This is a genomic window from Desulfobacter sp. UBA2225 (assembly GCF_002348205.1).
GTDB lineage: Bacteria > Desulfobacterota > Desulfobacteria > Desulfobacterales > Desulfobacteraceae > Desulfobacter > Desulfobacter postgatei.
Map to the genome: position 1 here is coordinate 1 of NZ_DDYV01000338.1, position 12,004 is coordinate 12,004.

The 12,004-nt window shown below is 47.2% G+C and carries 8 protein-coding genes and 1 pseudogene; 2 read left to right on the plus strand and 7 right to left on the minus strand.

The features are described 5' to 3' along the window. Positions 1–78: 78 nt before the first annotated feature. On the minus strand, positions 79–1,527 hold the full coding sequence (locus tag B3D59_RS17655) for a TonB-dependent receptor plug domain-containing protein (RefSeq protein ID WP_286822459.1): 1,449 nt from the start codon (positions 1,525–1,527) through the stop codon (positions 79–81). Between the two features lie 511 nt (positions 1,528–2,038). Here B3D59_RS17655 and B3D59_RS17660 point away from each other — a divergent pair. Next, positions 2,039–2,602, plus strand: a complete 564-nt coding sequence (locus B3D59_RS17660; protein ID WP_286822460.1) for a YfiR family protein — start codon at positions 2,039–2,041, stop codon at positions 2,600–2,602. A gap of 90 nt (positions 2,603–2,692) precedes the next feature. Here B3D59_RS17660 and B3D59_RS17665 read toward each other — a convergent pair whose 3' ends face one another. Continuing rightward, positions 2,693–3,052, minus strand: a complete 360-nt coding sequence (locus B3D59_RS17665) for a NifB/NifX family molybdenum-iron cluster-binding protein (RefSeq protein ID WP_286822461.1) — start codon at positions 3,050–3,052, stop codon at positions 2,693–2,695. A 192-nt stretch (positions 3,053–3,244) separates the two neighbouring features. Beyond that, a complete protein-coding gene (locus B3D59_RS17670) occupies positions 3,245–4,588 on the minus strand; it encodes a sigma-54 interaction domain-containing protein (protein ID WP_286822462.1) in 1,344 nt (447 codons plus the stop codon). A 267-nt stretch (positions 4,589–4,855) separates the two neighbouring features. On the opposite strand from B3D59_RS17670, the pseudogene B3D59_RS18530 reads away from it, so the two are divergent. Further along, positions 4,856–5,002, plus strand: a pseudogene (locus B3D59_RS18530) (flagellar protein FlaG); the annotation flags it as partial. Positions 5,003–5,123: 121 nt separating this feature from the next. On the opposite strand, the gene B3D59_RS17675 reads toward B3D59_RS18530, so the two are convergent. From B3D59_RS17675 to ettA, 4 genes are all read right to left on the minus strand, one after another. Beyond that, positions 5,124–8,300, minus strand: coding sequence for a PocR ligand-binding domain-containing protein (locus tag B3D59_RS17675; protein WP_286822463.1), 3,177 nt, complete (start codon positions 8,298–8,300; stop codon positions 5,124–5,126). A gap of 52 nt (positions 8,301–8,352) precedes the next feature. Continuing rightward, positions 8,353–9,057: a glutamine amidotransferase gene (locus B3D59_RS17680; protein WP_286822464.1), complete on the minus strand. Its 705-nt coding sequence runs from the start codon at positions 9,055–9,057 to the stop codon at positions 8,353–8,355. Between the two features lie 94 nt (positions 9,058–9,151). Continuing rightward, positions 9,152–10,285, minus strand: a complete 1,134-nt coding sequence (locus B3D59_RS17685; protein ID WP_286822465.1) for a DUF362 domain-containing protein — start codon at positions 10,283–10,285, stop codon at positions 9,152–9,154. 159 nt (positions 10,286–10,444) lie between these two features. Further along, positions 10,445–12,004 (minus strand): energy-dependent translational throttle protein EttA (gene ettA / locus B3D59_RS17690; RefSeq protein ID WP_286822466.1); only part of this gene is annotated, 1,560 nt, incomplete at its 5' end.

A 12,004-nucleotide genomic window follows, 5' to 3' on the forward strand; every position in this document is an offset into this window, starting at 1 on the left:
TGGAATGGCTGCCGGACTGACGAAGCATGTTTGGACATTTCGAGAGCTTCTGACCGCTAAATTTGAGCCGTTTCATAATCAAAGTAATAGCGGGTGAGCACCTAAATTTGCCCGGTCTGAAATAAGGGTTTTAGCACCCCATTCAATGGCTGTTAATTCTTCGGATTCAAAGTTTTCATCACCTCTGAACGTGACCATTACCGGTATGGGAAATGGGATAATGTCGTTCGGCGTTGGATTAAGTGAATGACCCGGAGGATATAAGGCAAGAACAATTTCACCATTGGCATCCATTCGGCAGGGCGTCCGGACGGCCCGGGATACAGCTCCCCACAACGATAGTGATGGCGAGGCTTTCCACAATAATCTTGTGCTGGGCTGAAATTCCCACCCGGTAAAATCATTGTGCTCAAATTTTCCACCAAGGGTAAGGGATAGATCAGGTCTTAAATAATATTCATCCTGGATAAATAAACTGTAAAGGTTATACTGATCTTTGATCGGGTCCATATTCGTATGGGAATGGGCCGTCATGTCATCCCAATAAAATCGCATATTGCCGCCCAGTGTCAGCGTATGGTCTTGACCGATAGGCTGGATCACTTGAAATTCGTTATCCAAGACCTGAACACTTGCATCGTAAAACGCTTCTTTTCTTACAGTTTGGCTATAGTTCATTTGAAAAGAGAGGGTGGCATCAGATCCCAGCGGACCTGACCATCGAGTCATCAGAGAGCCTTCTGTAGAATCCGTATCATCATTGAAGAACTCGTGATAATCATCCTCAATACCCACCCGGTCAAAATTTGTTCCTTCTCTGCCATGGTAAAAACTGCCTGTGGTCCTACCTGTTATTCGATCACCGTTAAAATCCCATCGAAACCCCAAGCGCCCCATGGAGCTATCATCGTCAGCTCCGCTACCGTTGAGCTGGCTGTCATCCCTGGAAGATGCCTTAGCCGTAATTCGTAAGCTGTTGTAGTCTGATATTTCACGGCCAAACATGGCACTGACCCCGGCTCTTTGTTCAGTGCCTCCCCATGCTGTCAACTTTGACCCCAACGTTTTTTCCACAGGCATGGTGATAATGTTGATAATTCCGTTGACCGCATTCGCACCCCACAGCGCTGCACCCGGTCCTAGAATCACCTCAATCCGATCAATTTCGGCCAACACTAAATCCTGCATATCCCAGAATGTTCCGGAAAATATCGGGGTATAAATGCTCCTGCCATCAATCATAACCAACAATTTATTGGCAAACTGCCCGTTAAATCCCCTGGCACTGACAGCCCAGCGGTTAGTATCCAACTGAACCACATCAAGTCCCGGTACCATTTTTAAAAGGCCGGGAATACTGTTGGCTCCTGAATGGCGAATATCTTCCTGGGTAATTACAAATACGGCGGCCGGAGTATCCAATAGACGGGTCGGCGCTTTTGCCACGGAGGTAACCTCAATATCCATTAACTCTTCAAGTGTGAGTTCAAGTATATCTTTGTCCTGAGCATATGAAATCGCTGGCACCAGGCATGCCAATAAAATGAGAAATGGGCGTATAAAATTCACGAATTTAAATGACCTTTCATTCTTTCTTTAGCAAGACTCAAATATTTTCATTATTACTCTAACGGCATCTTTTCTTCATGCCATACGCATATATTGTACTTTTCAGGGAAATTATGTTTTATCTATATAGTCTTAAATTTGACTAAAAATCTATATTTTTCGTATCCAACGGAGGAGATGGTGTAACTATAGTGTTTGTGATTACCGCTTTGTGATGAAAAAAAATCTAAGGAGATTCTAATAAGTTTGTCGCATTACGTCACTATGGACGTCTCAGGATCTGTTTGATAATTGATGAATTGGCTCTCAATCAATGGTTGACATTTCGCATCTTAAACAGGATTATTCATTAATTTTACATTTATTGTTTTGGGGCGGTGAACTTATGGAATACGGGTCGAACAGTTATCTTTCTGCCACTGAAATTGAACGCAGTATTAACGCAAAAAAGATCTGGCAATTTTAATAATTGGGCATCATTAAGGTTTTAACTCTAACACTCATCATTACGGCGGCACGCTCATTTTTATGGTTGCCTGATCCAGCCGCATCAGAAAGCAGAGAGACACTTGCGGTTAATGAATATAAGCTTCGGGCTGCCTATCTGTATAACTTTTCCAAATTTATCCGCTGGCCGGACAGGGCATTTACCAGTGAAGATGAACCGTTTGTCATTGGCGTTGTGGGAAAAGATGCGTTCCTGGAAATTTCAGCAGTGCTTGAATCAGGCAAAATCGGCACCCATGAGATTTCAGTCCGGTACTACAGCAAAATTGATGAAATCAAGGGTTGCCATCTGCTTTATCTCCATCAAAAAAAAACTGACTTTTGGCAGCCCTTGATCCGTACATTGAAAAATTCAAACATTGTCACAGTGGGTGAGGCCGACACTTTTGCAAAACAAGGCGGCATGATACAATTTATAACCATTGAAAATAAGTTGCGATTTATAATCAATCTCAAGGCTGCAAAGGCGGCTGGTTTTGATCTGGATTCCCGTTTGCTTTCCCTGGCCCTTGAATTGATCAAATAATATAATATTGTTGTGCAAATCCCAGAATATGGTCATGATGCGCAGAGTCTGAGTTTTTTCGAAAATGCCCCCGATTCTGTGAGACAGGGGTCAGGCCAAAGGCATTTCCGGCAACTGGGTGCATCCGGGCATCATAAAAGCCGGTTTAATAATATGATGCATAGCCAGACAATTGAGGACATCCATGGCATTGCCGGTGACAAAGGCGAACATACGGATTCTGTTTTCAACAAGCCGGGTCGCATAGGGTTCCGAAATTGCACCGCAAACCAGAGCCGTGACTTTTTCACGGTTTAAAAGCGCTGCCAGGGCAATGATATCGTGCGGTTCGAAAACTTCATATTTCTTGCTATGAATGCTTTGATTTTCAATGTCTGCAATTAAAAGGGTTTTTGCGGCATCAAACACAGGCGAAACCCGGTTTCCCCAAGTGGTAATCGCAATTTTCATGATCTCCTCCTATTAGGACTCTTTTTTGCGAGCATTAAAAATGCAAAGGTTGTGCCTTAACAGACCCAGGGGGACAACTGCGGCAAACCCCTGTCTGATCTGTATGTTTTTCAAGCGACAGATCCTGGGAATATCGTGATTGTTGCAAAAAAGAGACTTATATACGTTTTCGGTTGCATGGATAAATCTCTTTTACAACTGGATTCCCAGTTTTTTAATGCGCCTGAACAGGGTGCTTTTGTGTATTCCCAGGTCCCGGGCTGCAGCATTCCGGTTATTGTTGTTCCGTTTCAACGCGTCCGTAATCATTTTGATTTGTGCGGCAAGCACCGGATTTTTATTTTCACCGGCTCCCGGTCCTGATTTGGCGGCAAGTGACGGCGGCAGATGCGCCATGGTGATGAACTCTTTGGCGCACAGGACAAAGGCATGTTCAATGATATTTTCAAGCTCCCTGATATTTCCGGGGAAATCATGAGCCATCAATGCGGCAAGCACCTCAGGAGAAAGTCCCTGGATCATTTTGTTGCGGCGTAGATTCAACCGGGAGATGAACTGGTCTACCAGGTAGGGAATATCTTCCATTCTATGACGCAGAGGCGGCAGAGAGATTTTAATAACATTGATACGGTAATAAAGATCCTGACGAAATTCCTTGTTTTCCACCATGGTTGTCAGGTTTTTATTGGTGGCGGCAATAATTCTGACATTGGATTGCTCTTTGGCTATGCCGCCAAGGGGTGTGTATTCGCGTTCCTGAAGTACCCGAAGCAACCTGACCTGAAAGGCCGGGCTTGTGTCTGCGATTTCATCAAGAAATATCGTACCGTTGTCTGCCAGGGCAAAGTGGCCTGGCTTGTCTTTTACTGCATGGGTGAATGCCCCTTTTTTATATCCAAACAGTTCTGACTCCAGTAGGGTGTCCGGCAGCGCACCGCAGTTGATGGCCACAAAAGGGCAATCTTTTCTGTGGCTTGTGTTGTGAATGGCCCTTGCCATTAACTCTTTTCCAGTACCAGTTTCTCCTTCGATCAGAACGGATGAATCGCTTTCAGCGATCTGGGGAAGGATATTGAAAATATTTTTCATGGCACTGGAGTTGCTCACCATGTCACCAACCCGGACGCCTCCGGTCAGTTCTTTTCTTAACGCTTCCACCACAGAGTGATCCCTGAAGGTTTCCACCCCGCCCAGAACCTCACCGTTTTTATCAATGAGCAGAGAGGTGGATGCAGTTATCGGGATTTTTTTTTGTTGGGTGTTAATAATATATGCGGAACTTGATACAAATGGTTTGCCCTGATCCATTGTTTTTTTCAGGGCACAACCCTGTTCACACATGTTGGAACGGAAAACATCCCAGCAATGGCAACCTATGGCATCCTGCCGGCAGATGCCGGTAATTTCTTCGGCAGCCCTGTTAAATGAGGTGATTTTCCAGTTGTAGTCAATGGTAAAGACCCCGTCCGAAATTGAATCCAGGATGATTTTTGTGGTGTCTGTGTTTAACGGGGTATTTCTATCGTTTTGGGACATGTCGGGAAATCCTTTTATATTTATAAGCTTAATTAAGCATATTAATCGCTTTTTTGCAAATGTTGTATATGGATTTCTTCAGCCCAAATCGCATAATTGCACCGGGTGCTTTTCCCTTATTGAAAGCTTCAGGCGTTAAAATTTTGAAAATGCTCGCAATTATGCAACCCTATTTTCTGTGTGTTCGGTTGTGATAGATTTCGAATCTGCAACTAACAGCTACGGGCTGACCCGCTCTATCATCATCCAGACTCAACTGATGAAGAGAACAATGAAATCCTTGTTAAGATTTTCGATAAGGAATCTGAAGAGTTGATTCGCCAGTTTCCATCTGAAGAGATGCTTGCTTTAGAGGATAAAAAGAGTGATCTTGCAGGATTTTTTTTGATCAGAATGTTTGATGCTTTAAAATAGTTTTGTCGTAAACAAATTATAACAGTGCTTGTGTTGTAAACGGTGTCTTTCCTGTCTTTAAAATCCGGTATTAACGGTAACGCTTTATGCCGGATTTTTGTCTTGTAATTCTTTCATCTTGTTACGGCCTGCCCATGGATAAAGGTAGGCGAATAACAAATTTAGCGCTTGTGCCCGGGCTTGATTCAACGGTCATTTCGCCTTTATGATTTTCAGTGATAATGAAATAGGAGACACTAAGCCCCAGCCCTGTCCCCACCCCTACCGGCTTGGTGGTGAAAAAGGGATCAAAAATATGCTTGCGGATTTCTTCCTTCATTCCAGGTCCGTTGTCTTCTATCTCCATGCAGGCCATGTCCCGGACCGGATCCACATAGGTCCGGACAATAAATTTGGGCTCCGGGGTTCCTGCTCCTTGCATAGCCTGGGCCCCGTTGGTCAGGATATTCAGGATTACCTGCTGGATTTTGCTGGCTTGACAGAAAACGGCAGGAAGATTGTCATCATATTCCCTGATGATCTCAATTTTCTTGAAGTCATAATCTTTTTTCAAGTCGTAATCGGTGGCTGCCAGTTCAATCGTCTTGTCCAGGATTGTGTCAAGATGATGGGCGAATACGGCCGAGTCTTCTTTTCTGGCAAAACTGAGCATATTGTTAACGGTCTCAGACACCCGCTGCCCGGATGAGATGATGGTTTCAATCATCCTCTGTATTCCCCTCTCTTCCATGAATCGTTCAATAGACTCCATGGTAATACCGGCGGCTTCAGCCGCTTTTAGGTTAGCCGGGATATTGGCGGCTGTTTTAAGGCGCTGTGCCATTACCTGGGCGGTCTGCATCATGGCGGCAAGGGGATTGTTAATTTCATGCGCCATGCCCGCGGCCACCCCCCCGACGGAGAGCATCTTTTCACTCTGGATCATCATTTCTTCCATTCGTACCCGTTCTGTCACATTATCCACCCGGATCACGGCACCTTCCACGCCGTTGGCCACCAGAGGGAAGATGATGATATCTTCGTAGCAAATTTCCTGGGCCACCTTACGGGAGACTTTGGGCGATTTGATCACCCGGCGCTCCAGGATAGACGTCCGTATGTTTTTCATCTCATCGGCCAGGCGGGGGAACACCTTGGCCAGGGCCTGGGCCTGGGCATCCTTGAAATTCAATCCGGTTACCTGTTCCGCCTGGCGGTTCCACTGGGTTACCCTGCCTTCTCCGTCCACCGCAACGAGCATGGACGGCATGGAATTAATGATATTGGAGAGGTAGTTCCGCAATTTGCGCAGTTCTTCTTCGTTTTTCTTGTGTTGTGAAATAAAGCGGGCCTGTTGAACATTTTGATATGCTGTCAATGAGAGTTGCCGGGTCACCGCAAAGAGCACGTTCGCAGCATTCTCGAACTGCGCCTTGGACATTATGGGGACCTGGAGATAAGCTGCACGGAAGTCATTTTCATTTGCACCGATTTCATGGGCATAGGCTATAATTTTATTTTGATCCAGGGCGTCATTCCGGACCTGACCGATCAGCCAGTTGGCAATATGGCGGCCACCGACGGAAATGGCGGTGCCTGCGTTCCACAAGCCGGCGCTTAGACAGGCCATGATATTGGGACCGTCGGGATTATGGCGTCCGATCATTGAGTCGGAGTATTTGCATTTCTCGCACCCCTTTTTTGTGTTTCGAATAATTTTTTCACACAGGTCCGTAAAATTGCTCGGCTGCGTGATCCGTGTGCCGTCAGGATGGGTAATAATCGCTGCGACGCCGAAGGCCTTGGCATACAGATCCTGAAGCTGCTGGATATCGGTTAGATTGAACAGATCTTCAAAGGCAATGTCTGAGACATCTCCAAGCGGCTGGGTCAGGGCCAAGATACGATTCTCAAGGGCTTCGGCCATCCGCTTGCGCTCGGTGATGTCCTGAACAAAGGAAATGGCATATTCTCGGCTCCCGTATTCTATAAGATTCCTGTTCACCTCAACGAAAATTACGGAACCGTCCTTCCTGATGTGCTCCCTTGTCAGGTTTAGAATGCCATGGGCACCCAATTTACGCCAATTGGAAGCCCAGTCTTCATGGGCAACCCTCGGGTCGATATCGGATATGGACATAGCCGACAGTTCTTTCTGAGTATAACCGAGAATTTGCGCGGCTTTTGGGTTAACCTCCAGAATCCGGCCATCCGGAGCAAGGCGATAGATTCCGATATTGGCATGGTCAATAATGAATCGGTAAAGATAAAGAGCTTCCTCTGCCTTTTTGCGCTCGGTGATGTCAGCATGGAGGCCGACAAAGCGCAGGGGAGTCCCCTCGACATCTCTGGAAACAATCTTCCCCTTCGCCTGTATCCACATATAGGTGCCGTCCTTACGCAGAAACCTGAACTCCACCTTATAGGCTTTCAGTTCTCCTGCCAGATAACGGTCAATGGCCGATTTGGTCCGCTCTATATCCTCTGCATGAATACGCTTTGCAAATTCACCAAACGTTTCAGGAAATTCATTGGGTTCATACCCTGCCATGGTGTAAAAGCGATCATCAAAGAATACTGTATCTTTTTGGATATACCAGTCCCAGATGCCTTCATTGGCTCCGGACAAGGCCATGCCCAATCGCTCCCGGCTCCGGCGCAGTTCCTCTTCCACAGCCTTTCGCCGAACGATTTCTTTCTGGAGCCGCTCTTGATTCTCCTGTAGAGCCACCTCAAAAGCAAGTTCATTTTTTTCTCGGTTGAGCAGGAGGCCCACCAGCATAATCCCGGCAAATATGGCCAGGCCGTAAGGCAAGGCCATGGCTTTCATCAAAGTCCACCCCGTATGGAAATCCTTGACAAAAAGAAACCCCGGCAGGATGATCAGGGTGGCAAACAATGAACTGGTAAAAGCCTTCCGAACTGAAGAAAAGCTTCCGGGAAAACGGTTCAGTACGATTCCGGATACTGCTGCCAGGGATACGCCGATCACCCCGGCCAATGCCCCGCCTCCGCCAAGATGAATGCGGAAGGCACCGGCCAGAAATGCGCTGACCACAGCCGAAACCGGACCTCCGAATACTCCGCTCAGGGCGATGATCGCATTTCTCTGGTCAACGATAACACCTTCAAAAACTGGAATTTTGGCGAACATGCAACCAATGGCAAACAGGCCAAAGGAAATTCCCATAGAGATCTGGCGTCTGAACCGGGCTGATTCTTTAAAATTGCGCAGCAAATACCCGTATACTGTTACCAGGGCGATAAATATAGCCAGATTGTTAAACAGAGAAAAAAATAACTCAACGCTACGGACCATTCATTCTTTCCTTTTTTCCCAGTCCCTAATTACCAAACAAGCTTTAAGCTTCTCAGATCAACTCAGCAAATCTTTTTAAAAGAGAAGCCGAATATGGCGTTTCTTCTATTTGCTCGAAAAGTTGTTCAGGTTCAAAATTGGCGGATTTAACATCATCTAATAGATTCTTAATATAACTTTTAGTCGCAGCTGAATTTGCCTCAGGATGGAATTGAACGCCCCAGGCATTTTTACCAATTCGAAATGCCTGATGCGGCTCAAATTCGTTTCGGGCTAAAACAATTGCATCCGGAGGCAATTGAATAACACTTTGGGAATGAAACAGGTGAACTTTAAACCTGCCCGGCAATCCTATAAATAAAGGGTCATTTTCACAACTTGGCAGCAGCTCTATTTCTTTGGTGCCAATTTCAAGACTAATCGGATGGAAATCAACAACCCCGCCCATGGCCTTAGCAATCACCTGATGGCCAAAACATATTCCAAGTAATGGTATCTGATGTTTAATAATACCCTTTGTCCACTCTTCAAGCGCGAGGCACCAATCCAGGTTGTCGGTTACATATGCATGAGAACCGGAAATGATTGCACCTCCAACCTGACTGGGCTCGGGCAACGGATCGGATTCAGCATTGACAATGTTAATTTTACGATTGGAGCGACCAAGCCCCCTTGAGATCCAATCTTCAAAATCTCCGTGTTCATCTATGAGATCCGGAAACGTTTTTCCTGTTTTTATGATCGTAATAGGCTTCATTAAATTTCTCCATAGTGCCATTTAATCCTAACATTTTCACCTTTGAATTTACGATCAATTTTGCACGATCATTATTTCTCCTATGGTTCAATGTTCATTTAATCTTAATCAGCTCGTACTCCCGGGTCCCCAGGCCGATCTTTTCGGCATGGGCCAGGCAGCTTTGCCATTCAGACTCCGGCCGATTATTGGTAAAATGGTCGTGATGGTCATGGAAGTCACGCTTGGCCAGGTTCTCGGCCAACTGGCTGCCGGGCAGGGGATCGGCCGCCAGGCAGGCGTCCGCACAGGCCTGGTCCAGGGCCAGGGGATCAAAGGATGCAAACATGCCCAGGTTGGGCAGGATGGGTACATCGTTTTCTCCGTGGCAGTCACAGTTTGGGGAGACATCCACCACCAGGGAAATATGGAAACAGGGACGCCCGTACACCACGGCTTTGGCATACTCTGCCATGCGGCGATTCAGCATCTCGACTGCGGCGTTGAAATCAAATGAGATTGCGTCAAAGTTGCACGCTCCAAGGCAGCGGCCGCAGCCCACGCAATTGTCCTGGTTCACCCGCATTTTTTTATCTTCTTTATAGAAATCCAGCGCCTGGTTTGCACACTCCTTTTGGCAAGCCAGACAACCCCGGCACAGGGCTTCGTCAATCTGGGCCTTGCCGCTGCTGTGCTGCTCGGTTTTGCCAGCCCGGGAACCGCATCCCATGCCGATGTTTTTGATGACGCCGCCGAAGCCGGTCATCTCGTGCCCTTTAAAATGGGTAAGACTGATGAAGAGATCCGCATCCATAACGGCCCGGCCGATCTTGGCCTCCTTGACATACTCGCATCCGGTCAGGGGAACATTAATATCATCAGTTCCCTTAAGGCCGTCGCCGATGAGGATGGGACAACCCACGGTCAAGGGGGTGAATCCGTTTTCCCAGGCGCATTCCAAGTGCTCCAGGGCATTTTTTCGGCTTCCCGGATACATGGTATTGCAGTCGGTTAAAAAGGGTTTGCCCCCCAGTTCCTTGACCACGTCTGCTACGGCTCTGGCATAGTTCGGCCGAAGATAGCTGATGTTCCCCAGTTCTCCGAAGTGAAGCTTGATGGCGGCAAACTTGCCGTCCATATCGAGATCCCCAATTCCCGCCTTTTTGATGAGCTTTTTCAGTTTTGTCGGCAGTCCGTCGCCAAACGCCTTGGTGCGAAAATCCGTAAAATAAACTTTTGCTTTTTCCATGATTACCTTTCTCCTGTTTAGAAGATAGCCTGATCGTTTCTTATAAACAACCATGGGCTGAGCTGGCATATCAACTGCCAGGCTCAGCCCACAACGAAACAAGAAAGTAATTCAACAACTTATTGAGACTTTCATATGAAATTTGCCTGATTGTCCAATTTACCGTGTCAGCTGGCGGTATTTGATCCTTGTGGGTTGATTTTCCTTTATACCCAGTCGTTTTCTGTGATCCTTTTCATAGTCTGAATAAGACCCTTCAAAGAACAGGGTCTGACTGTCTCCTTCAAAGGCCAGGATATGGGTGGCAATACGGTCCAGAAACCACCGGTCATGGCTGATGATCACAGCACAACCTGCAAAATTCTCTAATGCTTCCTCCAATGCCCGCATGGTATTGACATCCAGGTCATTGGTGGGTTCGTCCAAGAGCAGCAGGTTGGCCTGTTTTTGCAGCATGCTGGCCATGTGTACCCGGTTGCGCTCTCCGCCTGAAATATCTTTCACCTTTTTCTGCTGGTCAGAGCCGGAGAAGTTAAATTTACCCACATAGGCCCGGGCATTGATTTCCCTGTCCCCGAGCAACAGGGTCTCGCTTCCGCCGGAGATCACTTCATAAATTGTTTTTTCCGGATCCAGGGTGTCCCTATCCTGGTCCACATAGGCGGCGCGCACAGTGTCGCCGATTTCAATGGTGCCGGAATCGGGTTTTTCCTTTCCGGTAATCATTTTAAACAGCGTGGTCTTACCGGCACCGTTGGGGCCCACCACACCCACAATAGCACCCGGAGGAAGGATAAAATTCATATCTTCCACCAGAAGTTTGTCCTCAAAGGCTTTGGAAACATTTTTCGCCACAATGACCTTTGAGCCAAGCCGCGGTCCCGGTGGAATAAAAATTTCCATTTTTTGTTCCTGCTGTTTGCTGTCCTTGTTGAGCATCTCTTCGTAGGCCGTAATTCTGGCTTTGGATTTGGAGCGACGGCCCTTGGGCGACATCTTGATCCACTCAAGCTCTCTGGCCAGTGTCTGGCGGCGTTTGCTCTCGCTTTTTTCTTCCTTTGCCAGGCGCTGCTGTTTTTGTTCCAGCCAGGAGGAGTAGTTGCCTTTCCATGGAATGCCTTCGCCCCTGTCCATTTCCAGAATCCAGCCGGCCACATTGTCCAGGAAATAGCGGTCATGGGTTACGGCAATGACCGTACCTTCAAACCGACTTAAATGCTGTTCCAGCCAGGCCACGGATTCGGCGTCAAGATGGTTGGTCGGCTCGTCCAGAAGCAGAATATCCGGTTTCTGCAGCAGCAGACGGCACAGGGCCACCCTGCGTTTTTCGCCGCCTGAGATAACACTGACAGGGGTATCTTCAGGTGGGCAGCGAAGTGCGTCCATGGCCATTTTAAGTTTGGCATCCAGATCCCATGCATCAATATGGTCAAGCTTTTCCTGCAGCTTTCCCTGTTTTTCCAAAAGCGCGTCCATCTCATCATCGGACATGGGTTCTGCAAAGGCTTCAGATATCTTTTCGTATTCTTTTAAAAGGTCTACGGTTTCCTGGACCCCTTCTTCCACCACTTCCCGCACGGTTTTATCCGAGTCCAGCAGGGGTTCCTGCTCAAGAAAGCCCACGGTAAATCCCTTGGATAAGATGGTTTCACCCACAAACTCGGTGTCTACCCCTGCCAGAATTTTTAAAAGGGTTGATTTACCTGAGCCGTTAAGACC

Excerpts from the sequence above, each read along its gene's own strand:
- B3D59_RS17665 (WP_286822461.1), bottom strand. The coding sequence starts at position 3,052 with ATGAAAATTGCGATTACCACTTGGGGAAACCGGGTTTCGCCTGTGTTT.
- B3D59_RS17670 (WP_286822462.1), bottom strand. The coding sequence starts at position 4,588 with ATGTCCCAAAACGATAGAAATACCCCGTTAAACACAGACACCACAAAA.
- B3D59_RS17675 (WP_286822463.1), bottom strand. The coding sequence starts at position 8,300 with ATGGTCCGTAGCGTTGAGTTATTTTTTTCTCTGTTTAACAATCTGGCT.
- B3D59_RS17680 (WP_286822464.1), bottom strand. The coding sequence starts at position 9,057 with ATGAAGCCTATTACGATCATAAAAACAGGAAAAACGTTTCCGGATCTC.
- B3D59_RS17685 (WP_286822465.1), bottom strand. The coding sequence starts at position 10,285 with ATGGAAAAAGCAAAAGTTTATTTTACGGATTTTCGCACCAAGGCGTTT.